At 47.2% G+C, this 24941-nt stretch carries 24 protein-coding genes and 2 pseudogenes; 8 read left to right on the top strand and 18 right to left on the bottom strand.

The features are described 5' to 3' along the window. Positions 1-133: 133 nt before the first annotated feature. The 7 genes from rpsG to fkpA form a co-directional block, all read right to left on the bottom strand. Complete coding sequence (gene rpsG, locus KJB05_RS01805) at positions 134-604, bottom strand: 30S ribosomal protein S7 (protein ID WP_005438390.1); 471 nt, start codon at positions 602-604, stop codon at positions 134-136. A 100-nt stretch (positions 605-704) separates the two neighbouring features. Then, a complete protein-coding gene (gene rpsL, locus KJB05_RS01800; protein WP_004399892.1) occupies positions 705-1079 on the bottom strand; it encodes a 30S ribosomal protein S12 in 375 nt (124 codons plus the stop codon). Between the two features lie 178 nt (positions 1080-1257). Continuing rightward, on the bottom strand, positions 1258-1533 hold the full coding sequence (tusB, locus tag KJB05_RS01795) for a sulfurtransferase complex subunit TusB (RefSeq protein ID WP_005438388.1): 276 nt from the start codon (positions 1531-1533) through the stop codon (positions 1258-1260). A gap of 7 nt (positions 1534-1540) precedes the next feature. Next, on the bottom strand, positions 1541-1897 hold the full coding sequence (tusC, locus tag KJB05_RS01790; RefSeq protein WP_208445941.1) for a sulfurtransferase complex subunit TusC: 357 nt from the start codon (positions 1895-1897) through the stop codon (positions 1541-1543). Beyond that, a complete protein-coding gene (tusD, locus tag KJB05_RS01785) occupies positions 1894-2289 on the bottom strand; it encodes a sulfurtransferase complex subunit TusD (RefSeq protein ID WP_208445940.1) in 396 nt (131 codons plus the stop codon). Before tusD ends, tusC begins: the two co-directional genes overlap by 4 nt. Positions 2290-2291: 2 nt before the next feature. Beyond that, positions 2292-3008: a transcriptional regulator gene (locus KJB05_RS01780; RefSeq protein WP_005438378.1), complete on the bottom strand. Its 717-nt coding sequence runs from the start codon at positions 3006-3008 to the stop codon at positions 2292-2294. A gap of 144 nt (positions 3009-3152) precedes the next feature. After that, a complete protein-coding gene (fkpA, locus tag KJB05_RS01775) occupies positions 3153-3935 on the bottom strand; it encodes an FKBP-type peptidyl-prolyl cis-trans isomerase (RefSeq protein WP_009705500.1) in 783 nt (260 codons plus the stop codon). Positions 3936-4063: 128 nt separating this feature from the next. Here fkpA and KJB05_RS01770 point away from each other — a divergent pair, with 128 nt between their 5' ends. After that, complete coding sequence (locus tag KJB05_RS01770; protein ID WP_199483432.1) at positions 4064-5050, top strand: PQQ-binding-like beta-propeller repeat protein; 987 nt, start codon at positions 4064-4066, stop codon at positions 5048-5050. Further along, positions 5047-5274 carry a SlyX family protein gene (locus KJB05_RS01765; protein WP_005438375.1) on the top strand — a complete coding sequence of 76 codons (228 nt, stop codon included), beginning with the start codon at positions 5047-5049 and terminating at the stop codon, positions 5272-5274. Before KJB05_RS01770 ends, KJB05_RS01765 begins: the two co-directional genes overlap by 4 nt. A gap of 80 nt (positions 5275-5354) precedes the next feature. Here KJB05_RS01765 and KJB05_RS01760 read toward each other — a convergent pair whose 3' ends face one another. The 5 genes and pseudogenes from KJB05_RS01760 to kefG all read right to left on the bottom strand — a co-directional run bounded on the left by KJB05_RS01760 (position 5355) and on the right by kefG (position 9687). Then, positions 5355-6296, bottom strand: coding sequence for an isoaspartyl peptidase/L-asparaginase (locus KJB05_RS01760; protein ID WP_208445939.1), 942 nt, complete (start codon positions 6294-6296; stop codon positions 5355-5357). A gap of 130 nt (positions 6297-6426) precedes the next feature. Beyond that, positions 6427-6996, bottom strand: coding sequence for a peptidylprolyl isomerase (slyD, locus tag KJB05_RS01755; RefSeq protein WP_005438368.1), 570 nt, complete (start codon positions 6994-6996; stop codon positions 6427-6429). 88 nt (positions 6997-7084) lie between these two features. Next, a complete protein-coding gene (locus KJB05_RS01750) occupies positions 7085-7285 on the bottom strand; it encodes a YheV family putative zinc ribbon protein (RefSeq protein ID WP_033005797.1) in 201 nt (66 codons plus the stop codon). A gap of 35 nt (positions 7286-7320) precedes the next feature. Then, positions 7321-9116: pseudogene (kefB, locus tag KJB05_RS01745) on the bottom strand (glutathione-regulated potassium-efflux system protein KefB). Then, entirely contained in the window at positions 9100-9687 is a 588-nt protein-coding gene (kefG, locus tag KJB05_RS01740) for a glutathione-regulated potassium-efflux system ancillary protein KefG (RefSeq protein ID WP_005438364.1), read from the bottom strand. The pseudogene kefB and the gene kefG overlap by 17 nt, the downstream one beginning before the upstream one ends. A gap of 177 nt (positions 9688-9864) precedes the next feature. Between kefG and KJB05_RS01735 the strand changes: the two genes are divergently transcribed. The 6 genes and pseudogenes from KJB05_RS01735 (at position 9865) to crp (ending at position 15511) form a co-directional block, all read left to right on the top strand. Next, positions 9865-11784, top strand: a complete 1920-nt coding sequence (locus KJB05_RS01735; protein WP_208445938.1) for an ABC transporter ATP-binding protein — start codon at positions 9865-9867, stop codon at positions 11782-11784. Beyond that, positions 11781-12259: pseudogene (locus KJB05_RS01730) on the top strand (TIGR02444 family protein). Before KJB05_RS01735 ends, KJB05_RS01730 begins: the two are co-directional and overlap by 4 nt. A gap of 100 nt (positions 12260-12359) precedes the next feature. Beyond that, entirely contained in the window at positions 12360-13367 is a 1008-nt protein-coding gene (locus KJB05_RS01725; protein WP_208445937.1) for a hydrolase, read from the top strand. Positions 13368-13432: 65 nt separating this feature from the next. Further along, on the top strand, positions 13433-13645 hold the full coding sequence (locus KJB05_RS01720) for a YheU family protein (RefSeq protein ID WP_005432763.1): 213 nt from the start codon (positions 13433-13435) through the stop codon (positions 13643-13645). Between the two features lie 124 nt (positions 13646-13769). Continuing rightward, a complete protein-coding gene (locus KJB05_RS01715) occupies positions 13770-14639 on the top strand; it encodes a phosphoribulokinase (protein WP_005438358.1) in 870 nt (289 codons plus the stop codon). A gap of 239 nt (positions 14640-14878) precedes the next feature. Continuing rightward, entirely contained in the window at positions 14879-15511 is a 633-nt protein-coding gene (gene crp / locus KJB05_RS01710) for a cAMP-activated global transcriptional regulator CRP (protein ID WP_005381432.1), read from the top strand. Positions 15512-15715: 204 nt separating this feature from the next. On the opposite strand, the gene KJB05_RS01705 is transcribed toward crp, so the two are convergent. The 6 genes from KJB05_RS01705 to KJB05_RS01680 form a co-directional block, all read right to left on the bottom strand. Beyond that, positions 15716-16507 (bottom strand): DUF1338 domain-containing protein, encoded by a 792-nt coding sequence (locus KJB05_RS01705; protein ID WP_208445936.1) that lies wholly within the window; start codon positions 16505-16507, stop codon positions 15716-15718. 264 nt (positions 16508-16771) lie between these two features. Further along, positions 16772-18229 carry a succinylglutamate-semialdehyde dehydrogenase gene (gene astD, locus KJB05_RS01700; RefSeq protein WP_208445935.1) on the bottom strand — a complete coding sequence of 486 codons (1458 nt, stop codon included), beginning with the start codon at positions 18227-18229 and terminating at the stop codon, positions 16772-16774. A 28-nt stretch (positions 18230-18257) separates the two neighbouring features. Then, positions 18258-19277: an arginine N-succinyltransferase gene (gene astA, locus KJB05_RS01695; protein WP_005438349.1), complete on the bottom strand. Its 1020-nt coding sequence runs from the start codon at positions 19275-19277 to the stop codon at positions 18258-18260. Between the two features lie 108 nt (positions 19278-19385). Then, on the bottom strand, positions 19386-20597 hold the full coding sequence (locus KJB05_RS01690; protein WP_005438347.1) for an aspartate aminotransferase family protein: 1212 nt from the start codon (positions 20595-20597) through the stop codon (positions 19386-19388). Between the two features lie 361 nt (positions 20598-20958). Further along, a complete protein-coding gene (locus KJB05_RS01685; protein WP_208445942.1) occupies positions 20959-21546 on the bottom strand; it encodes an aminodeoxychorismate/anthranilate synthase component II in 588 nt (195 codons plus the stop codon). 189 nt (positions 21547-21735) lie between these two features. Then, positions 21736-24684, bottom strand: a complete 2949-nt coding sequence (locus KJB05_RS01680) for an ExeM/NucH family extracellular endonuclease (protein WP_208445934.1) — start codon at positions 24682-24684, stop codon at positions 21736-21738. Positions 24685-24941: the final 257 nt, after the last annotated feature.

Here is a 24941-nt window from a genome sequence, read left to right as displayed (position 1 = left end):
GAATCCTCTTACTTAGAGATAGGGACTATTGCTATAGCTAAAAAATGCTATCCCCTAGATATAGCAATAGTTCCTAGCATATGCATAGGAACTAAAGAAGTGCTGCAAGGAACCTTGCAGCACTGAAAAGGTATTACCAACGGTAATGAGCGAACGCTTTGTTTGCGTCAGCCATGCGGTGAACGTCTTCACGTTTCTTAACCGCAGTACCTTTGTTCTCAGACGCGTCTAGCATTTCAGCAGCTAGGCGTTGAGCCATAGATTTTTCACCACGCTTACGCGCAGCTTCAACCAACCAACGCATAGCAAGTGCGTTACGGCGAACCGGACGTACTTCTACAGGTACTTGGTAAGTTGAACCACCTACACGGCGAGATTTAACTTCTACCGCTGGGCGAACATTTTCAAGAGCTTCTTCAAAAATAGCTAAGTGGTCTTTACCAGACTTTTCAGCCATAGAATCTAGTGCAGTGTAAACAATTTTCTCTGCAGTAGATTTTTTACCGTCAACCATTAGGATGTTAACGAATTTTGCCAGCAGTTCAGATTTGAACTTTGGATCTGGAAGGATCTTACGCTGACCAATGACGCGACGACGTGGCATGGATTTTCTCCGTTGTCTTCTTCAGGTTTTATCCAAAACTTTTCAGTTTTTTCAAAAAATTAAAAATAATTTAGTGTTTGGCCTTACTTAACGGAATCCATTAAGACTTAGGACGCTTCACACCGTACTTAGAACGACCTTGTTTACGGTCGTTAACGCCAGCACAGTCAAGTGCACCGCGAACAGTGTGGTAACGTACACCCGGAAGGTCTTTTACACGACCGCCACGGATTAGTACAACACTGTGCTCTTGAAGGTTGTGACCTTCACCGCCGATGTACGATGTAACTTCGAAGCCGTTTGTCAGACGTACACGACAAACTTTACGAAGTGCTGAGTTAGGTTTTTTAGGTGTAGTAGTGTAAACACGAGTACATACACCACGTTTTTGTGGGCACGCTTCTAGTGCAGGCACGTTGCTTTTAACAACTTGCTTTGCACGTGGCTTACGTACCAACTGGTTAATAGTTGCCATTAACTAGCTCCTGATTTACTTGAAAGTAAGCTTTGTGAAAAATCTATCCCTAACAGCGGTTGGCAGTTAGGGACGCAAAATTCTATGCAGCAGTGAGAGGTGTGTCAAGAAATATACGGATCTTTTTTGTTCAATTAGGGTAATTAGTCCGTAAAGCTCAATCGACAGGAAAGAAGGGTTAATCCCAAGTCAGAGATTTGGCTTGTTTTGCTGTTAGTTCAACAAAGCCAGCATAGCCAATCACCTCAATAGATGGGCTGATACGATTGCTCATACCACGGGCTTCAATATCGCTTTGTAGCGCAAACACTGATGGACCTTTTACCTTGCTGAACGCCTTATGCTGAGGGTTCGCAGCGTACACGGCATCTTCAATCAACAAGACATCATCTTGCTCACTGTACAGTGCCATTGCATCGTCTAATGCAGCTACGGATTTGATGATATGTAACATGGCTTCCTCAGAATGACAGCAGTTTACCCGCTTGTTGCAGTTTAGCTTTTAGTTGCTCAGTATTTAGAGCCTCTGCATCAATGACTAAATCGGCTTGAACCAAGCCACGCTCGGCAAGCGAATCGGTACAAACAAACACTTGCTCAATGTCGTACAAGTCGAACAGCTTGAGCATTGGTGCGTAGTCTTTGCTTAAGATGCCGTTAGGCTCTTGTCCAAGCAGTAACTGATACACACCATCGCCAACAAATAGAACGGTGATGTCTTCACAGTACGCAGATGCCGCTAGCAGTGCATCCACACCTTCACGTCCTGCATTGCTACCATGAGGTGCGCTACGAAATAGGTAAGTTAGCTGACTCAAAACTGCACCACTCTATCTTGGGTTAACATGGCTTCGGCTAAGCTCCCCAAACCGGCCTGCTCGAACCCTGTAGCTAGGTTGTTCTGCTCAAGACCATGTTGATTCGCTTCATCTTCGCTGATGATGCCGCGACGTAATGCCGCTGCCACGCACGTTTCCAAACGAACATCGTGTTGCTGTGCGAGTGATTGCCATGCTTTGGTTAGGTCAAACTCGTCGTTGGCAGGCACGCTCAGAACCGTACCATTGGTGACGCCATCTTGGTAAAAGAACACACTCACCAGAGTATGTCCTTGTTCAATTACCGCTTTTGCGAATTGGTATGCGCTGCGTGCCGATTGACTGCCGTAAACTGGGCCGTTCACGACCAGCGTGTAAGTTAATCCACTCACGCTTATTCGTCCTCAGTTTTACGCTGACGAATGTATAGGTAAACGGTGTGTTTAGAAATGTTCAGACGGTCTGCGACGCGGTTGATAGCGTCTTTGATATCGAAGATACCTTTGTCGTACAACTCCATCACGATCTGACGGTTTTTGGTGTTGTTCGATACCGATTTATCGGCGTTGATCTCTTCAATCGTGCGCTCAACCGTTTGGTCTACGAGCTCTTCAACATCACTTGCGAAGTTAACAGAAGACGCCGCTTCTTTCGCTTCTTGCGTTGGCATGAACGATTGCAGCACTTGAGAGAAAGGCGCATCAAGGTTGACGTTGATACAAAGCAGACCAATCACGCGGTTTTCGCCGTTACGAATAGCAACGGTGATCGACTTCATTAATACGCCGCCTTTTGCGCGGGTAAAGTACGAACGCGAGAAGTTACGCTCAGAGCCTTCGATGTCTTTCAACATCTTAAGCGCTAAATCTGTGATAGGAGAGCCCACCTGACGACCAGTGTTCTCGCCGTTAGCGATTTTGATTGCAGAGGTATTGAGATCTTCGAGTGAGTGAAGAACGATTTCACAGAAAGGACCGATCAGACTGGCAATGCCGTCCACGACCGCTTCGTAAGATCTCAAGATGATTTTATCGTGCTCGGTAAATGGCATCACGTTGACAGATTCCATTTCGAGCAACATTTCCGCATTTATTGTTTCTGTAGTTGTCATAAGCCTTCGAGCGAAAAATCAACAAATTGGTGTAAGTTTATCAGAAAATTTGAAAGGCAACCTAGCAAACTCACCAACTAGTGACCTAGAACAAAAAAGGTCCGTAAAACGGACCTTTTTTCATCAAGTTATCGCTAACTGTAATTATTGAGCAGCGTTGTCGTTCTCAATTTTTAGCAGCTCAACTTCGAATACTAGCGTTGAGTTAGCTGGGATGCTTGGTGTGTCTTGATCACCGTATGCTAGCTCTGGCGGGATAACGAATTTGAACTTAGAACCCACAGGCATTAGCTGAACACCTTCAGTCCAACCTGGGATTACGCGGTTTAGTGGGAATGTTGCTGGTTCGCCACGATCGTATGAGCTGTCGAATTGAGTACCGTCGATCAGAGTACCCTTGTAGTGTACTTGAACAGTATCAGTGTCTTTTGGCTTCTCGCCTTCAGCTGGAGTCTCAACTTGGTATAGAAGACCAGAATCTGTCTTCACTACGCCTTCTTGTTTCTCGAACTCTGCACGGAAGTCATCGCCAGCTTTCTTCGCTTCAGCTGCTTTTTCAGCCGCTTGCTTTTGCATAGTTTCAGCAACGCGCTTGTCTAGAGATTCTAGAGCTGCACGAGTTTCTTCTTCGTTTAGCGCTGCTTTGTCTTTAAATACGTCTTCGATACCTTTAAGAACTAGGTCTTTGTTTAGGTCGATGCCAATCTCGCTTGGTTTCTCAATGCTAGTGCTTAGGTAGTTAGCAAATGAAACACCGATCGCGTAAGCCGCTTTGTCATCGTCGTTTTTAAAGTGAACTGCTTTACCAGTTTCTGCTTGAACTTGTTCTGCTTGAGGTGCTGCTTCTGGTTTTGTTTCTTCTTTTTGACAACCTACCGCTAGCATTACTGTTGCAGCAAGTAGCGACACTTTTAAAACTGATTTCATTAAATTCTCCCAATAATGGCTTAGCCACTGGTTGTTGTGCACAAATCTTCTATGAGACTAGTGAAGACAATCGTTATACCAATATACTAGCTATATGTCTTAAGACACAAACCGGATTATTAGATGTGATGCAAAGAATTTCTCATTTATTCCTATATTTAATTGTCATCACCACGTTAAATGGATGCTTTTTTACCGATCGCGATGTTCAACGTTGGTCACTCGAACCACAAGGTTCCACCAGCTTTGCGCTCAGTCGAGATGGCCGATTCGCACTGCTGTACTCCAAAGAGCACCAGTTGGTTCTTTGGGATTTAGAGCAAAACAAACAACTCGCAAAGCTGGGTGAACTCGATCAAGCCGCCAATGTGGTCTCCCATATTCGCATTTCGGACAATGGTCGTTATGCAGTCACTGCGAGCCAAATGAACTTCGCTGTATGGGATCTCGGATGGACTCAAGCCGAAGGACTTTGGTCTATCGATGACGCGCTGATTCGAGACGTTGATATCACCAGTAACGGAGAACAAGTGTTGCTTGGCTTGTCCAACGGTAAAGCGATTCACGTCAACTTAGTCACTGGTCGCAGGCTAGAGTTCCTTGCACACCAAGAAAAAGTCAATTCCGTGGCGATATCTCCCAATGGTCGCTTCGCTCTCACAGGTGGCAACGACTACAAAGCGTATCTGTGGGATACAGAAACAGGCCAAGTACTGCGCAGCTTTGAACACGAACAACGCGTGGTCAGAGTCGCGCTTCAACGTGATGGGAAACTGGCCATGACATCCGATGGCGGTAATCAAGCCATCATTTGGGATTTAGAAACTGGAGAAGAAGTCACGCAACTAAGCAGTTGGTCTCGTCAATTAATCTTCTCGACAGCACGATTCTCAGACGATGGCAGCTTATTAGTTACAGGAACGCCTTCAGGGCGCGTGATGGTATGGGATACTCACACGGGTAAACGAGTGGATCGATTTGAAGTCGAGCCGAAAAAAGATACTCGCCCTCCTCGTGCGGTCGTGTATGATGCAGCCTTTGATTCCAAGCAACGTATAATTACTGCCACTTCTGCGGGCATTGCCCAAGCTTGGCAGCTAGAGAACGGATCATGACAGAAAAACTTATTCAGCAATTGGAAGCTCGCATTAATGACTTAGAGTGTCAGCTTGCGTTCCAAGAACAGACGATTGAAGATCTGAACGGTGCCTTGTCACAGCAGCAACTGCAAATCACCAAGATGCTCGATCAGATGAAATACGTGGTAGGTAAAGTGAAGAATATGGATTCGTCGAATTTGGCCGATCCATCAGAAGAAACACCGCCACCGCACTACTGATTCTTCCGAATCCCAGTGCAGTAAATAACACAAAGCCCAGACTCTTATCTGGGCTTTGTTGTCTTTAAGAAAGCGAATCGCTACTCGTCCGAGTAAATGTTTACGCTCAACTCACCTTGAGTGTTGATCCCTGCTCGGTACATACCAGAACTGTTCATCGCAAAGTGCAACTCACCTTGTGTATCAATGGCAATTAGACCGCCCTCTCCGCCCATCTCTTTAAGTTCACCTTGGATGATATGTTCACAAGCAGTGTGGACGTTTTCTTGCAAATAGCGCATGCGTGCTGCGACATCTTCCGCCACTCGTTTACGGATAAAGAACTCGCCGACACCTGTAGTGGAAACCGCAACAACGCCATTCTCTGCCACCGTGCCGCAACCAATCAGAGCGGAATCTCCCACTCGTCCGTATTTCTTGTTGGTCACACCACCAGTGCTGGTTGCTGCGGCTAAGTTACCGTGTTGATCCAATGCCACAGCGCCGACGGTACCGTGTTTACGATCATCTGGGTAACGGGACTCGGAAAGAGCAAACAAGCCTTTCTCACGCATAGAAATCAGTTGTTCATAGCGACGATCAGTGAAGAAGTAATCTTGCTCGGTGTACTCATGACCTTGTTCGAAAGCAAATTTCTCAGCGCCCTCGCCGACTAACAGCACATGGTTGCTGTTTTTCATTACATCACGAGCGAGCTCAATGGGGTTCTTAATATGACGAACACCGGCAACAGCACCTGCCGCTTGGTTTCTACCATCCATTACGGAGGCGTCCATTTCTACCATTTCGTTATGAGTAAGAACCGAGCCTTTGCCTGCATTGAAATTAGGGGAGTCTTCAAGAACCTTAACCGCAGCAACCACAGCATCCAACGCTTCGCCGCCTTTTTCTAGAATTTGATGGCCCGCTTTTACCGCAGCCTCTAAATCCGCCAAGATGGATTGCTGCAGTTCATCACTCATCTGTTCACGTAAGATAGTGCCCGCACCACCATGAATCGCAATCGAGAAGGGTTTCGTCATCACTTTGTCCAACTGTTATTCCTTGTATGATTTGCACTACACCCTAGATAAACAAAAAGCGCAAGTTGAAACCTCAACTTGCGCTTTTCAAAGCTTTTCTAGATTAGGTTATCTAGTGAAGAGCGTGCGATTAGTGAGAACCGCAACCGCCGCCGCCACAACATTCGTGGTCGTCGCCTTTCTCTTCGCCACCACAGCAGCCGCCTTCTTTGTCGTCACCGCCGCAGCAGCCACCACCTTGGTGGATGTGACCGTGCTCGATCTCTTCAGCTGTTGCTTCACGAGTAGCCATAACTTCTACTTCGAAAGTTAGAGTTTGGCCAGCTAGCATGTGGTTGCCATCTACAACAACTTCGTCGCCGTCTACTTCAGTTACTTCTACAGGGATTGGACCTTGGTCAGTATCTGCTAGGAAACGCATGCCAACTTCGATTTGGTCAACGCCTTGGAATACGTCTGCAGGAACACGTTGCACTAGTGCATCGTTGTGGTCGCCGTACGCATCTTCAGGAGCTACTGTTACTGAGAACTTGTCGCCAGCCACTTTGCCTTCTAGTTCGTTTTCAAGACCAGTGATCAGGTTGTTGTGACCGTGTAGGTAATCAAGAGGCGCGTCAGCTGTTGATTGATCAACAACAACACCGTCTTCCAACATTACTTTGTATGCAAGGCTTGCAACAACGTTCTTTTCAATTTTCATACTAACTCCAGGGAGATTAATTGACCTAACCAGAATGGGGTTAAGTACCGAGATGGTAGTATTATGGGGATCAATTAACGAAGTTCAATTACTCAGGCTTAAAAATCCCAATCATTTCTTGTTCTGAGTGTTTATTTTTTTCTACAGATTGCGGTTTACGCTGCTCGGTAAAATCACAGTCAACACACTCAACCAGTTCGATGTTGTTCTCGATCCACCAGCGCAGGGTATCCTGCTGGCTGCATTTCGGGCAGCTTGCACCCGCGATAAAACGTTTCTTGGCTTTCACTTTTATTCCTTTTCCCGCTTGATGCTGCGCGGGTACTACTTCCAATGATTTGGCGACTGTTGGTCGCTTTCCATTTCGCGACCAAAGATTTCTTCTAGTTCTTTACGTGCTTCTTTCGAGCGTTGAGCAAGTTCTTTGTCCTCATTGTGCTGAGGTAACAAGTCCTTGAGCATAGCATTATCTAACTTACGAAAATGTGCTTCTGCCCGCTTTGCTTGATACGGGTGCATGCCTAATTCTACGAGCGCTTGGCGACCTAGATCTAAGGCGCCTAAAAAGGTTTCACGCGAGTAGTTCTGCACGCCGTGATTCATCAGCTGATACGCTTCCACACGGCTGCGAGCACGGGCGAGGATTTTTAATTTCGGGAAGTATTCACGGCAAATGTCGACAATCGCCATGACCTCATCGGGTGAGTCGGTACAGATAACCAGCGCTTCCGCCTTGTCTGCACCTGCGGCACGTAACAAATCAATTTGAGTCGCATCACCATAAAACACCTTATAGCCGTATTTACGCAGCAAGTGGATTTGGCTCGCGTCACTTTCTAGTACCGTTACTTTGATCTTGTTGGCGTACATCAAGCGTCCGACAATCTGACCAAAACGACCAAAGCCTGCGATGATCACTCGTGGTCGACGATCAACAACATTGCTGGCCACGCTCTCTTCTTCTTGGTTCAGCGTATGAGCAAACCATTTTTTCTGTCCCATGAGCAGCAGTGGTGTCGTCACCATAGACAAACTCACCACGACCAGTAAGAAGGAAACTTGCTCTTTGGTTAAAATACCTTCTTGGCTTGCAGCGGTGAAAATCACAAACGCAAACTCACCACCTTGGCTCAAAATCGCCGCCATACGACTACGTGATTTAGCACGGACTCGAGCAGTGCGAGCCAAGACATACAGAACTAAACCTTTGACTACAACAAGGGCAATCACGGCACTAATTATCGCGAACGGTTGGAGTGCTAATAAGCCCAAATTCACCGCCATACCAACAGCAATAAAGAACAAGCCAAGCAGCAGACCTTTAAAAGGTTCAATCGCGATTTCTAGCTCATGACGGTATTCACTTTCTGCTAGCAGCACGCCCGCTAAGAAAGTACCGAGTGCCATCGATAGCCCCAGTTTTTGCATCGCAACAGAAATGCCAAGTACGACTAGGAGGGCGGCAACGGTGAAGAGTTCACGCACGCCACTCATCACAACAAAACGGAACAGAGGACGTAAAAGGAAATGCCCGCCCACCAATAACGCTGCCACACTACCTAGTACCCAAATGGCATCTAACCAATCGCCACCACCTTGCCCACCAGCAAGTAATGGCAGCATAGCGAGCATAGGGATGACCGCAATGTCTTGGAACAACAGTACTGCAAAGCCAGACTGTCCGGTTTCCGTGCCAGCTTGCCCCTGCTCTTCTATCACTTTGAGTGCAATTGCCGTCGACGAGAGCGCCAAACCCATACCAATGACGAGGCTGACTTGCATGCTCAATCCAAACAAGCTGACGATACTGCCGATTACTGCCGTGGTCACGATGACTTGAGCGCCACCTAAGCCGAGTATCGGCCCACGCATTTGCCATAATTTTTGGGGTTCAGTTCCAAGCCAATTAAGAACAGCAGCAACACAACCCCGAGCTCAGCAAAATGGAGAATCGCATCCACATCGCTGATCAACCCCAGCCCCCAAGGGCCAATTAAAACACCTGCAATCAGGTAACCGAGTACCGATCCCAAACCAAGTCGCTGAGCAATCGGTACGGCAACAACGGCGGCAGAAAGAAAAACGACGCTACTTTGAAGAAACTCACTGGTCATCGCCATGTTGACCTCCTTGCTCTCCCCACTCTCTCAGGGGATGATTGAGCCACTGACGATACTGCTCTGCATGCTGATAACGTTCGATATCCGAGACATTACGCGACCAGTACAACACCAAAGGTTCCATCCAGTGCATTTGACATAGTGCTGCGGTCAACTCGAACGGTTGCAGAATTTGCTCAAGTGGGTACTTGTTGTAGCCCATAGGACTAAACGCATCTTCTTTCCCTCCGGTGGTAATGACGCTGCGCCAATACTTACCCTCTAATGCACAACCATCGCCAAACGCAAAACCTTTGCCTAACACACGATCCATCCACTCTTTTAGCAATGCTGGGCAGGAATACATATAGAGGGGATGATGAAAAACGATCACATCGTGTTCTGCCAACAAGTGGTGTTCATAGTTAACATCGATAAAGAAATCAGGGTACGCACCATAAAGATCGTGCACCGTGACATGATCAAGCGATTCGATTTTTTTAATCATCACTTGATTGGCAATGGAGTTTTGCGGCTCTGGGTGAGCATAAATAACCAGAACTCTTGGGGGAATAGACGCTGCAACAGCCAAATGGTCGTCCTTGTATTGATTTCCTAGTAAAAATTATCGTTATCAGATTGTTATACTTTTTTGTATAGCATAATGCAATTAAAGCTCAGAGATCGACTTTTCCCGCCAATACCCCTACTATTCATCGCGAGATCAACGACCAAGAAACGCGCACTGCGCAAAGTGAATTAAAACTCTATGATTACCTTCTCTGATATTCAGTTACTGCGTGGCGGTAAACCTCTTTTAGACCAAGCTTCTGCAACCATTCACCCAGGCGATAAAGTGGGTCTGGTTGGTAAAAATGGCTGTGGTAAATCGACTCTATTCGCACTACTGAAAGACGAGTTGTCGATTGATGCGGGCTCATTTAGTCAGTCGCAGCATTGGGAGTTGGCATGGGTAGCACAAGAAACCCCTGCACTAGACCGCAGCGCAATTGAATACGTTATTGATGGTGACCGAGAGTTCCGTGATCTTGAAGCTCAACTGGCGATCGCCGAAGAGAAAGACAACGGTACACTGGTTGCAGAGATCCACGGCAAAATTGAAACCATTGGCGGTTACAGCATTCGCGCTCGCGCTGCCGAACTGCTTGACGGCCTAGGCTTTAGCCAAGAGCAAATGAGTTGGAACCTGACTCAGTTCTCGGGTGGTTGGCGTATGCGCCTTAACTTGGCTCAAGCGCTGTTGTGTCGTTCTGATCTACTGTTACTCGACGAACCAACCAACCACTTGGATTTGGACGCGGTAATGTGGCTAGAGCGCTGGCTACAAAACTACCCTGGCACGCTGATTCTAATCTCGCACGACCGTGACTTCTTGGACCCGATCGTTGGTCGCATCATTCACATCGAGAACCAGCAGTTGAACGAATACACGGGTAACTACTCGTCATTCGAAAACCAACGCGCACAAAAAATGGTGCTGCAACAAGCGATGTTTGAGAAGCAACAGAAACAGATGTCGCACATGCAAAGCTACATCGACCGCTTCCGTTACAAAGCATCAAAAGCGCGCCAAGCACAAAGCCGAATTAAAGCGCTGGAGCGTATGGAGAAGGTACTGCCAGCGCAGTTCGATAACCCATTTAGTTTCCAGTTCCGCGATCCTGCAGCCCTACCAAACCCAATCATGATGATGGATGAAGTATCGGCAGGCTACGGTGACAACCTGATCCTAGAGAAGATCCGCCTTAACCTAGTGCCTGGCAGCCGTATTGGTCTACTTGGTCGTAACGGCGCGGGTAAATCAACCTTGATCAAATTGCTGTCTGGTGAGCTCAAAGCGCAAGGCGGCGATCTCACTTATTCTCAAGGCGTGAAGATCGGTTACTTCGCTCAGCATCAACTAGAAACGCTGCACCCAGAAGAAACACCGTTGCAGCACATGATGCAAATCGCACCAGATCAAACCGAGCAGCAGCTACGTGATTACCTAGGTAGCTTTGGTTTCCAAGGTGATAAAGCGCTTGAGAAAGTTGCACCGTTTTCAGGTGGTGAGAAAGCGCGTTTGGTATTGGCATTGATTGTGTGGCAGAAACCAAACCTATTGCTACTCGATGAACCGACCAACCACTTGGACTTGGATATGCGCCAAGCACTGACCATGGCACTGCAAACATTCGAAGGTGCAATGGTGATTGTTTCGCACGACCGTTACCTATTGCGTGCAACCACAGATGATCTGTACCTTGTGCACGATCGCCAAGTAGCACCATTCGACGGTGACTTGAACGATTACTACAAGTGGTTGACCGAGCAACAAAAAGCCGAGCGTAAAGAAGCACAAGCGGCTCAGCCAGTTAAAGATAACGCCAACAGTGCAGCGGCGAAAAAAGAGCAAAAGCGACGCGAAGCAGAATTTCGTAAGCAGACCGCACCAATTCGCAAAACGCTGACACAGTTAGAAAACAAAATGGATAAGTTAGGTGAAGCTCTAGCGAAAGCAGAAGAGCAATTAGCGGATAACTCGCTGTATGAAGCCGAAAACAAGGCTAAACTTAACGAAGTGTTGGCGCTTCAAGCATCTAGCAAAGCAGATCTTGAAGAAGTAGAAATGGAATGGATGTCTGCCCAAGAAACACTCGAGCAGATGGAACTAGAGTTTAATCAATGACAAACGAGCACGCAGAATACACTCTTACCCTAGAACACCTTTGGCAGTTCAGTCTGCAATTTTATGGTGTGCGAGAAGTGAAGGAAGCGTGCTTATCATTGCAAAACAACTACCACGGCAACGTGAACTTATTACTGCTGCTCAGATGGCTCGATGAGCAGCAGGTGATTTCCAAGAGCAAGACTGGCACTTGGTGCAAGGCTGTCTTGGTCGAAGCGAAACCCTCCTCCACTCTTACCGCGAACTTCGTCGCCACCTCAAAGCGCAAGTCAACGACGCACTTTATCGTGAAGCATTGCAGTTCGAATTGCAGCTCGAAAAGCAGCAGCAATCAGACTTAGTTGACTGTGTTAACTCACTTCAATTAGTCAAAAACGATGGTGACCCACTGACGCTGAGATATTGCCGCCAATTGGGTGGAGAGCATTTGCAACAGGCGTTCTCAATTCCCGTTCCGAACATTCACCATCCATAAATCCGTCATAAACCAGTAAAATATCTATACTAAAGCTATAAAGGATTATATTAATAAGTTCTTCAGCGAGCATTGAAGGACCATATAAGAGCAGTTAGGTATGACACAATTTTTCGCAGCCGCCGGGATTAAGAACCCGCATCTCCAGACGCTATTACCGCGCTTTATCCGCAAAAAAGCGTTGTTTACGCCTATTTGGCAAACACTCGATACACCGGATGGTGACTTCCTCGATTTGGCATGGTCGCAACAGCCAGATTCCGAAGCCGCACGCAATAAACCTATTTTCGTCCTATTCCATGGCTTGGAAGGCTGCTTCTATAGCCCATATGCGAACGGTTTGATGAACGCCTTCTCTAAATCGGGCTGGCTGTCAGTGATGATGCACTTTCGTGGTTGCAGCGGTAAACCAAACAAGAAAGCCCGCGCTTATCATTCTGGCGAAGTGACCGATGCTCGCTTCTTCCTTGAACAGCTCAATCAGCAGTTTCCCAACAACCCAAAAGTCGCGGTAGGCATTTCTCTCGGTGGGAACATGTTGGCGAACTACTTAGCTGAATACAAAGATGATCCAATCTTGAGCGCCGCAACCATTGTGTCTGCGCCACTGGATTTGGCCGCGTGTGCTAACCGTATTGAACAAGGCTTCTCCAAGGTCTACAAGCGCTACCTACTCTCTTCGCTCAAATGCAATGCGCTGCAAAAGCACGACTTAATCCAAGGTGAACTCGCCTTGTCGTATAACTCGATCAAACGCGTGACTCGCTTATATGAATTTGATGACTTGATCACTGCCCCTCTGCATGGCTTCAAAGACGCGCAAGATTATTACGATCAATGTTCAGGCTTAAGCAAGTTGCAACAAATCACCTTGCCAACCTTGATCATCCACGCCAAAGACGATCCGTTTATGACCGAAGAGGTGATCCCGAAATTCGTGTTGCCAGACAACATTGATTATCGGCTTTATGAACATGGTGGACACGTTGGCTTCCTGACGGGCACGGCATTAAAACCTAAGTTCTGGTTGGAAGAAGCCTTGCCTTCATATTACGAAAGTATCGCCGCAGACTACCTTTCTGCTGTATCCGTACCGCGAACACAGTAAACTACTAGACGTGCCAGACATAAGGCTTCTGCACGCACTAAACATCATAAAAGTTTGAGGTATTTATGATCATTCCATGGCAAGACATTGCGCCAGAGACACTAGAAAACCTGATCCGAGAATTCGTGCTACGTGAAGGCACCGACTACGGCTCAGTCGAAGTTTCACTGCAGAGTAAAATCGATCAGGTCAAATCCCAATTAGAGAAAGGCGAAGCGGTCATCGTATTTTCTGAGCTTCATGAAACGGTTGATATCCAACTAAAAGCAAAGTTTTAGACCCTTCACATTTTACCGTATCCCACTCGATGACAAGGGCTTGTTACGTGCTATAGTGGGTTATCGACCGTGCAGCATACGTGTGCTGCACTTTACAGGTAAGTAATTTTCGACAAGGTTTGTCATGTCAGCGAAACACCCAATCATTGCGGTTACTGGTTCGTCCGGTGCCGGCACAACCACCACTTCTGAAGCCTTCCGTAAGATGTTCAATATGATGAACGTCAAACCAGCGTGGGTTGAAGGTGACAGCTTCCACCGCTTTACACGTCCAGAGATGGATGTCGAAATCCGTAAAGCGCGTGAGCAAGGCAAACACATCAGCTACTTTGGTCCACAAGCCAATGACTTTCCGGGGCTAGAAGAGTTCTTCCGTAAGTTTGGTGAAGATGGCACTGGCAGCGTGCGCCGCTATCTGCACACTTTTGATGAAGCCGTTCCATACAACCAAATGCCAGGCACCTTTACGCCTTGGCAAGATCTGCCAGAAAACAGCGATGTACTGTTCTATGAAGGTTTACACGGTGGCGTGGTAGATGGCGATGTCAATGTCGCGCGTCACGTCGATTTTCTGATTGGCATGGTGCCGATTGTAAACTTGGAATGGATCCAAAAGTTCGTGCGTGACACACGCGATCGTGGTCACTCAAGAGAAGCGGTGATGGATTCGATCGTGCGCTCGATGGACGATTACCTAAACTACATTACCCCGCAATTTTCTCGTACACATATCAACTTTCAGCGCGTACCGACCGTCGATACTTCTAACCCACTTAACGCCAAAGGCATCCCAAGTTTGGATGAGAGTTTTGTGGTGATCCGCCTACGCGGTATCAAGAATGTCGACTTCCCGTATTTGTTGGCGATGATTGATGGCTCATTCATGTCTCGCCATAACACCATTGTGGTTCCTGGCGGCAAGATGAGCTTTGCAATGGAGCTCATAGTAAGGCCGATTCTGCAACAACTCATCGAAACAGGGAAAATTGGCTAAAAACCTCCCTACTGGAGTGTTTACTTTTCATACCGTGATCATGTGCACAGTTTTGCTTACAAAATCTCAATCATGGCACGATTAAAATCAAGAAATCGTTTTCGAAAAAGGATACTATTTCTAACCGAAACACAAGAGAGCTTGCAGCATATAAAAAGTGCTCTTATTCTAGTAGGCCAATTCAGGCTTAGCTAAAATATGGATAGCGCAAGCGTACCCTGCAGAGGAAGTGAGATATTATGGTTCTAGGTAAACCTCAAACCGACCCAACATTAGAGTGGTTTCTTTCACACTGTCATATTCATAAGTACCCATCAAAAAGCACGCTAATTCACGCGGGCGAAAAAGCAGAGACTTTGTACTACATCGTTAAAGGTTCTGTTGCGGTTCTTATCAAAGACGAAGAAGGTAAGGAAATGATCCTTTCTTACCTAAACCAGGGCGACTTCATTGGTGAACTTGGTCTATTCGAAGAAGACCAAGAGCGTACAGCTTGGGTTCGCGCTAAATCTCCTTGTGAAGTGGCTGAGATTTCTTTCAAGAAATTCCGTCAACTTATCCAAGTTAACCCAGACATCCTAATGCGCCTTTCTGCGCAAATGGCTCGTCGTCTACAAGTTACTAGCCAAAAAGTGGGTGACCTAGCGTTCCTAGACGTAACTGGTCGTATCGCTCAGACTCTTCTGAACCTTGCTAAACAGCCAGATGCGATGACGCACCCAGACGGCATGCAAATCAAGATCACTCGTCAAGAAATCGGTCAAATCGTTGGCTGTTCTCGTGAGACAGTAGGTCGTATCTTGAAGATGCTAGAAGAGCAGAACCTAATTTCTGCGCACGGTAAAACTATCGTTGTTTACGGGACTCGTTAATCTCGATTAACGTTTAAAAAATTTAAAAGCCACCAAATGTAAGTTTGGTGGCTTTTTTGTTTTTAAGAGATGAGAACCTTGAACACTGCGTTCCGAGAGCGGACTTCGTCCTACGAGATAAAGCCCTCTAAGATTCTGAGAATTAAAACCTCCCAAAGCGAAGCATTCCCGCATCTCTAGTACGTAGCACGTTCTCGATTCTTTCTACCCGTTGGTACTCTCGAAGATCTTATCTGCCGATGCAGCCACAAATCCTGGGTACAACTCACCGTTATCCATTGGGTAGCGCTTAGCAAACTCGTAGAAGCCTCCAGGAATCACCTCAACGCCTTCAGTAAAGGTCACTGGCACTTTGTCTGCCATGGTCGATGATTGCTCTAGTAGCACCTCTGGCGTGCCTTTTACTTCACCGCCATTCTCGTTGATGGTAAAGCCTACGGTGCGCAGGTGGTCGTTCACTTGCTTTACTTCTTCATGCTGATTGAGTTGGTTCACACTCACTGTGAAGTGGTTTGCTCCGTAACCGTGCGCAGCAAGCCAAGAAGCGTATTCACTCTCTTTCGCCAAAGTTTGGAAGTCAGCATAGCTAAGGTCCCACAAACGTCCGCCGTACAAGAAGTCACTGCCTGTCAGTTTAGAAGCATCAACCTGCTCTACCAATTTATGAACAATGGCTTGTAGCTCTGATGAGCACTCATCCACTTTCAACTCACTGATGAAGACTTTTGGTTGTTTCGGATCTGGGTGCTCAAAATGTTTTGCCACCAGCTTTTTGCTTTCAAATACGTAATCACCACAGGCTTTGTAACCCACCGCTAGGAATGGCTTCGCTAACGTTTCAATGCCTAGGGGAGCGACATTAAATGTACGTAGCGCAATATGGTCATTAATCAGAGGCTCATCTTCTTGAAGAAGTTGATGGACTTTAGCAGCGGAAGGGCAAAGACGTTGAATGTAGTCTTGCCATAGCGATTCAAATAACACATCGGGCGTCATAACGACTCCTTGTTATGAAATGTAGAGTTAGGGGTAAGAGGAAGTTGACCGCTCGTTCACAGCCCTAAAGCTGTCCAGAATCACGAACGAGCGGTCATCAACCTGTGACGGTATGTGTGGCATAAGTGCCAGTCAGTCAACACGCTCTGGAGAGTCTTAAGCTCGCCTTTGGCGTTTGCCAGCGCGCTTACCAGAATCCTAACTTGGTAAATAGCTCCGGCAGAGAGAAGCGGCGATACTTTGTCACCACTTCGTGTTTCTCTATTACAGGCTTACACCCGGGCTCAATGTAGCAGGCAAGACCGTCTCTTGTCCTTCCATTGATGCCATTGGGTACGCACAATAGTCTGCTGCGTAGTAAGCACTTGGACGTAGGTTACCCGACGCACCCGGACCACCAAATGGTGCATCACCACTTGCGCCTGTTAGCTGGCGGTTACGGTTCACGATGCCTGCACGAATGTGGTCCACGAAGTATTCCCACTCTTGGTCATCAGTTGAAACCAGACCTGCAGATAGACCAAAGCACGTATCGTTCGCCAGCTCGACTGCTTTCTCTAGCCCTTCGTAGCGCACCACTTGCAGAAGTGGACCGAAGTACTCTTCATCTGGCAATTCGGCAATGTTCGTCACATCGATGATACCCGGAGAAACAAACGCCGCTTCACCTGCTTTGGCTTCAATCAAGCTTTCGCCACCCAGTGCTTGCAAGTTCGCTTGTGCATCGAGAATGAACTTGGCCGCCGCTACCGAAATTTGCGGTCCCATGAAAGGCGCAGGCTCTGCAAATGGTTGGTCTACGCGAATATTGAGTGTCGCTTCCACCAGCTTAGTAATGACGGCATCACCCTTGTCGCCAAACGGAATGTATAGACGACGAGCACAGGTACAGCGTTGTCCTGCACTGATGAAAGCAGATTGGATAATGGTGTAAACCGTTGCGTCTAGGTCGCCGTAGTTATCCGAGATAACCATCGGGTTGTTGCCACCCATTTCAAGCGCCAGCATTTTGCCCGGCTGACCAGCAAACTGACGATGGAGAACATGACCTGTGTTTGCACTACCAGTGAACAGCACGCCATCAATGCCTTTCGCATCCGCCAGCGCAATACCAGTCTCTTTCGCGCCTTGGACTAGGTTAATCACACCTTTTGGTAGACCGACCTCTTCCCACAGCTTCATAGCGAGTTCACCTGTCCATGGTGTTTGCTCAGACGGTTTGAAGACGACAGTGTTACCAGCCAGTAGTGCTGGCACGATGTGACCATTTGGCAGGTGACCTGGGAAGTTATAAGGGCCAAACACCGCCATCACACCTAGTGGGCGATGACGCAATACAATTTGGTTGCCTGCGGCTTCACGTGTCGCTTCGCCAGTGCGGTCGTGGTAAGCACGAATAGAAATCGCAATTTTACCTGCCATCGCTGCCGCTTCAGTGCGTGTTTCCCAAATTGGCTTGCCGGTTTCTTTGGCAATCACTTCAGCGATTTTTTCGCTGTTCTCTTTTACTTTCTCTGCAAAAGCCAACACGATCGCTTCGCGCTCTGCAAATGGGCGCTTCTTCCAATCGACAAACGCTTCACGCGCCGCAGATACCGCTTGGTTGACCTGCTCTGCTGTTGCGCCGTTGCCTTGCCAGATCACTTCTTGGTTGTAAGGCGACAGAGACGTAAATGCTTCACCCTGACCTTGTACCCATTCACCTGCAATCCAATGTGTCATTGTTTCTATCCTTAAATTCTGTCGTCAGTTACTGCGGAAGAAGGCGAACAAAATCCCCTTCCTCAACCAAGAGTGCATCCGCCAATTCTGGTGCAAGCACTACGCTTTGCGTTTCTGCGTCGTAAGCCGCTTTTGCAGCTGCAGCACGGAAGTTCTCGAATGATGAATTACACATCAAGAAGTCTTGTGTGCTGGTGTGCTCCGAGATTTTGACTTGCGCGCGGAATGAGTGGCGTACCGATTCGATATTACGTAAGTCACACTCCACCGTTGGACCACCATCGAAAATGTCGACGTATCCACGGTTGGTAAAACCTTCACGCTCAAGCAGCTTCAATGCTGGACGTGTGTTGTCGTGCACTTTACCAATCACGGCTTGTGCTTCTGGGCTCAGTAGGTTGATATAGATTGGCAACTTCGGCATCAAGTCGGCGATAAAGCCTTTCTTACCGATACCAGTTAGGTAATCCGCAAGCGTAAAATCGATAGAGAAGAAATGCTCTTGAAGCCACTGCCAGAATGGCGAGTTACCGTTCTCGTCTGATACGCCACGCATTTCAGCAAAGATGGTTTCCGAGAAACGCTCTGGGTGCTCTGCCATCATTAAGAAACGACATTTGGACATCAGACGCCCGTTCAAGCCACCACGGAATTTCTCACGTAGGAACAAGGTACAGATTTCACTGTTACCCGTGTAATTGTTACCAAACGTCAGCAGCTTCACCACGTTGTTTACGCCAAGCTTTGGTGACGAGTGCACCACTTTGCTGATGTGGTAAGAATAAAAAGGCACATCCCAGCCGATCGAAGCTTCAATACCTGTGGTACCTGCCACTTCACCAGTTTCAGATTCAAAGCCCACCATTAAGTAGCCTTCATCACCGGCTTCCTTCACGTCAGGTTTGCCAAAACTGTATTCTGAGTGTTTGATTCGATTGGTTAACAGTTCTTCGTTAACCGGTAGAGATGTAAATCCATGACCAGACTCAACCGCACAGGTGTGCAGCGCGTCATAATCCGACATTGCGATAGGGCGAACTACTAGCATCAATACTCCCTCCAGATGCAAGAAGATCCTAACTATATTGTAGGAACAATACCCCCATCAGAGATCCTTGATGGGGGTTTCTAATTTGACGATAAGCGGAGATCGCGCTTAAACCAGCGTTGCGATCGCTTTATCTAGCTTCGCCAAACCTTCTTCGATTTCTTGTTGTGTGATAACGAGTGATGGTGTGAAACGTACGACATTGGCACCCGCAACCAATACCATGAGACCTTGTTTACCTGCAGCAACCAGTACGTCACGCGCACGTCCTTGCCACTCTTCATTCAGTGCTGCACCAAGCAGTAGACCTTTACCGCGCACTTCAGAGAAGATGTTGTATTTCGCGTTAATCTTCTCCAGACCTTCACGGAACATGGCTTCACGCTCTAATACGCCAGCCAGTACTTCTGGTTTTGTCACTTCTTCAACAACTGCTTCTGCAACTGCACACGCTAGTGGGTTACCACCGTAAGTTGAACCGTGCGTGCCCACTTTCATGTGCTCAGCCAGTTTTGCCGTCGTTAACATGGCACCGATAGGGAAACCGCCACCCAGTGATTTCGCTGTGCTTAGAATGTCTGGCGTAATGCCTAGACCTTGGTATGCGTAGAAGTGGCCCGTACGACCGTTACCAGTTTGAACTTCATCGAAGATCAACAGTGCGTTGTGCTTGTCACACAGTTCACGAACTGCTTGAGCGAACTCAGGTGTTGGTGGAATGATGCCGCCCTCACCTTGCAGAGGCTCCATCATTACCGCACAAGTGCGATCCGACATGTGTGCTTGAAGTGCTTCGATATCGTTGTAAGGAAGGTGTGTCACATCGCCAGGTTTAGGACCGAAACCGTCTGAGTAAGCCGCTTGACCGCCTACTGTTACCGTAAAGAAAGTACGACCGTGGAAACCTTGTTTGAATGCGATGATTTCAGATTTCTCTGTACCATGAACGTCTGCTGCGTAACGACGTGCTAGCTTTAGTGCCGCTTCGTTCGCTTCTGCGCCAGAGTTAGCAAAGAACACGCGCTCAGCAAAGCTGACTTCTGTTAGCTTCTTCGCCAATCGCAGCGCAGGCTCGTTAGTCATAACATTACTTAGGTGCCAAAGCTTGTTACCTTGCTCAGTCAATGCGTTCACCATAACTGGGTGACAATGACCAAGACAGCTCACCGCAATACCACCAGCAAAGTCGATGTATTCATTTCCGTTCTGATCCCAAATGCGTGAACCTTCACCTTTTACAGGGATCATTTCCATCGGGTTATAGCAAGGTACCATTACCTCATCGAATAAACCGCGCTCTACTTTGTTTTCCGTTGTCATTGCACATTCCTTCTTGATACCGCATGCCTAGCAGATAAGCGAATTTAACCGGCACTCTTTGCCAGCAAATAATGTTTTGCATTTAAGCTATTGCGGCATTGTATTTACATTTAATTAACCATTTCAATAGTGATTTATTCTTTTCGCTTTGGAGCGCAACCACCCATACTCACTATCTATGATTATTTATGCACCAAGAAACGCAAATAGAGAAGCGATTTTTTATAAAAGTTATGTATGACAAGGGTTAAAAAGAAAGGAGAAAAATGAATAGCCGCCACCAAATAGACGGAACGCATAGTTTTGCATTCCCATTCTTAGACGAAAAACATGAAGAATTTGTTAAGAAAGGTGATCGCGATCAGATCGCTTTGCGCGCAAGAAAGTTTGCAAGCAGCTCGTGACCTTGTTCTGTCTTGATCGACTCAGGATGAAACTGTACTGCGTCAATTGGCAGGGTTTTATGCTGATAACCCATGATTTCATCCATAGCTCCGTCAGGCAGTTCAGTCCAAGCGGTCAATTCAAACACATCAGGTAATGTGCCGTTTTTCACCACCAGAGAGTGGTAGCGGGTTACCATCAGTGGGTTATTAAGATTTTTAAACACACTGCGACCGTTGTGGCGAATTGGGGATGTCTTACCGTGCATCACCTGTCGAGCACGTACCACTTCCCCTCCAAACACTTGTGCAATCGCCTGATGACCAAGGCAAACGCCCAAGATAGGCAACTTACCAGCAAAGTGTTCAATGGCTTGTAGAGAGATACCCGCTTCGTTAGGGGTACATGGCCCTGGGGAGATCACCAAATGAGTTGGGTTGAGCGCCTCAATGCCTTGGATGTCGATTTCATCGTTACGCACCACCTTTACGTCTGCACCAAGCTCGCAGAAGTATTGGTAAAGGTTGTAGGTAAAAGAGTCGTAGTTATCGATGATCAACAACATAAAGGGTCGGTTGCTCCAATCCGTTTTGGCAATGCTTACGTAGTGAATCGCCACGTTCGTGACAATCAAGGGCGGTATTTTGCTATACCAAGCAAGAAAGGCAAGTTTTTGCTGAATAAAAAGGCCAGCATAGGCTGGCCTTTGGTCTTTACAGCTATTTAGGAACTGTTTGTCAGGAAATAAATTCGCTTAGCGGCGACGGCGGAATAAGCCTAGACCTAGCAGAGCAATTAGCGCGCCAAAGCCAAATGAACCACCATCATCATCGTCTGATGGGGTAGTGCTCGACGGCTCTAACGTGACATCGCGAGAGTCACTGAACTTAACCGTGTTACCGGTAGAGTCTGTCACTCTCTCTTCTAGAACGTACTGGCCTTCCGTTGGTGCTTTGTCGAACTCCACACTCACGCTACGAGCATCAATGTCCGTTTGTGTCAGAGTTGCACTCGCTTCGTAACCATCAGCATCAGACGTTGACGACGCCGCTTGAGTTGCCTCCGTTAGGCTTACTGTCACGATATCACCGACAACTGCGTTTGGTGGCAGACGAACTTCCACTGCTAGGTTTTCACCTGAGCTTGGTAGATCGATGTCTGTATCTGGGAAATCAATCGCGATGATCACAGGATCGTGGTCAGACGCCGAGAACGCATCTTTGTACTTCGGCATATCACCTGTGTACTTGCTGCTGTATTCGAACAAGTTACTTTCTAGTGAGTTGATGTGCCAATCTTCAATCGCCACCACTTTTTGTGCCAAGCTGTTGCTCGCCAACGCGTGGTCTAGGTTACCGAGCTCACCAGAGTAGGTGTATGAGAAGGTATCTGCACCGTGAAGTACTGTGTTCAGGTTATGGTAACCGTAACCTTTTTCAATTTTGGTCTTCTCGACTTGAAGCTCACCACCACCAATGGTTGTGTAAGCAGCAGTGTAGATGTCACGGCCGTATTTCTCTTTCGAGTAATCAGTCAGTGTAAGCAGAGGATCTTCCATGCCGTAGGCGTTCAGGTCACCCATTACTAGCACGTCACCTTCAATGCCTTTCAGAGCGTCACCCACAACGTTGGCTGCAGAAACACGGAAGTTGTTACAGTTGCCTTGCAGATCCGCCGGCTCAGAGTCTTCTACGCCCGCAATCCACTCTTCAATACATTCAGAACCTTTCGATTTGAAGTGGTTAACAACAACAGACAGATCTTTACCTGTCTCTTTCACCGTGAAGGTTTGTAGCAAGCTATGACGTTGGTATTTGTCGTAAGCTGGGTTGCCTTCCGCATCGTCACCACGCGTAATGGTGTTTTCTTCGATGTGCTGTTCTGGCGTCACAATCACTTTCGCCGCTTCTTTTGGCGTCACTTCGTTTGCACGGTATAGGATCGCTACCATGATCGCATCGCTACCAAAGTACTCATCTTGGTATTTGTCTTGATCCGCGATTTCAACGTAAGTGTAATGATCTTCTGCATCTTCGATTTCAGCGTTCAATGCGTCAACCAAGTTCTTCACTGCACTGCTGTCACCAAAGCCGTTGTTCTCGACTTCCATCAAACCAATGATGTCAGCGTCCATCTTGTTCATCGCCGCAACGATTTTCGCTTGTTGGATCAGGAACTCATCTAGGTTAGTCGCACCACGGTTTTGTCCAGTTGGGTTTTCATGGCCACTGTCAGCCACAGAGTTGAAGTAGTTCAGTACGTTGAAGCTGGCGATACGCAAATCTGAATCCGCAATCGCTGGAGCATCTTTACGAGCCACGTCGAAGCCTTCACCTGAAGTCACGAAGTTGGTGTTATCAACTTCATTGGTCGCAATCAGGCGGTATTCGTTGTAGCTGTAAGCCACCACGCCCTGCAGACCCTCTACTCGCGAACCAAGGCGAATGTGCTGCTCAGAAGAGCCATCTTGGTCTGCATCTTTCGCAAAATCTGGGTAGTAAGGGATTTGGCCGTTTGGTGCTTTGCCATCAGATTCTAGGTATACGCGGTTCGCTGCGTTGTCTTTTGCTAGCTCAACAGCAGCATCGCTCTCTGCTGCGTGTAATTGAGTTGGCTTAAACAATGGCGCTTCATGAGACAACATCATGTTGTTACGACGTGAATCGTAGTCGTAAGAGAAGTTGCGAGTTACAAACAGGTCACTTGCCGAAGTTAGTTCAACTTGCATGCCTTCATGACGCTCTAGCGCATCACGTAGCGTCTCACCTTCTTTGATAACAAGATCGGTAACTCGAGGAATATCCGATGTGCCTGTTTTCACATAGCTGTTAGCATCAGAAGCTAGCTGAGTATTGCTGTAGTACTCTTGAACTTTACCTTTAACACAAACAACATCACCAGCTTTTAGTTCCGTGTCTGCCGCATCAGTATGAATAAACAAGCCTTCTGAGGTCTTATCGTTGTTGTCATTTTCTAGTGCTTGTAGGTAGAAGCCTTTGGTTAGGCCAGTGGTAACAGCAGTCACAACACCAGTTACGAAATGATCTTCTTCAGTAATGTATGGGTAACCATCAATGAATGGTGACGTATCGCCTTCACCTTGAATATCTTGGATGGTAGTGAAGTTAGGTTGCTGACCGTCGACTTCACAAGCGAATGGTGCAGGTGGCTCAGTCGCATTTAGCTCACCAAGACCGTCAATGTTGTCTTTCTCAAATGCTGTCCACTGAGATGCATCATAAGTGGCAGAAGGGGTTAGTGCATCACTGTTACGAACCAATGTGGTGTCTTTACCAAAGTCTACGTCACCCATCACACCGATGATGTCGTGCACTTCACCATCTTTAAGCAGTGCGATCGGATCATCACCGTTAAAGTTCGCAACGCTTTTATCTGTAATATCCGCGACAGCTTTGATGGCATCGCTCGCGTCACCATGCGCCAGTACATACACTTGGTTAGCTTGTAGCGTCACTTGGCTAAGATCGAGTGTGCTACCCCAAGTACCGCCACCGTTTGATGATTTCGCTAGCTCGTAACCGGTTAGCGTTACCGCTGCATCGCCTGTATTCGCGATCTCTACTGCTTTGTTGTATGAACCACCTTCTACATACTGAGAGATGATAATTTCTGCATTAGCGTTAGCACTAAGTGCGCTAGCAATCGTCAGTGCCAGTAAAGAGGGTTTGATTAACGTATCCATTGTCGTACCTGATATTTATTTAAATGCAAACTAAGCCCTAAGCAGAGCCCACCATTTGCGCCTACTATCAGGTTTATTTATGAAATAAATAAGAAAGACCAGTAAAAGCCGTGAAATAAATCACATGTGGATACGTAAAATTATGCCAGGGCTGTTCATTTAAACAGTTTTTGTAACAAATACAGTAACTAAACAGATAAAAGGTTAGAATTAGACTTATTACTCAGTTTTATATTTCTCAACATGTTATGTGAATA

Origin of the sequence: Vibrio sp. B1ASS3 (genome assembly GCF_905175355.1) — a bacterium.
Lineage (GTDB): Bacteria > Pseudomonadota > Gammaproteobacteria > Enterobacterales > Vibrionaceae > Vibrio > Vibrio owensii.
The sequence above is the reverse complement of the archived record's forward strand: the minus strand, read 5'-3'. Positions and strand labels throughout refer to the sequence as shown.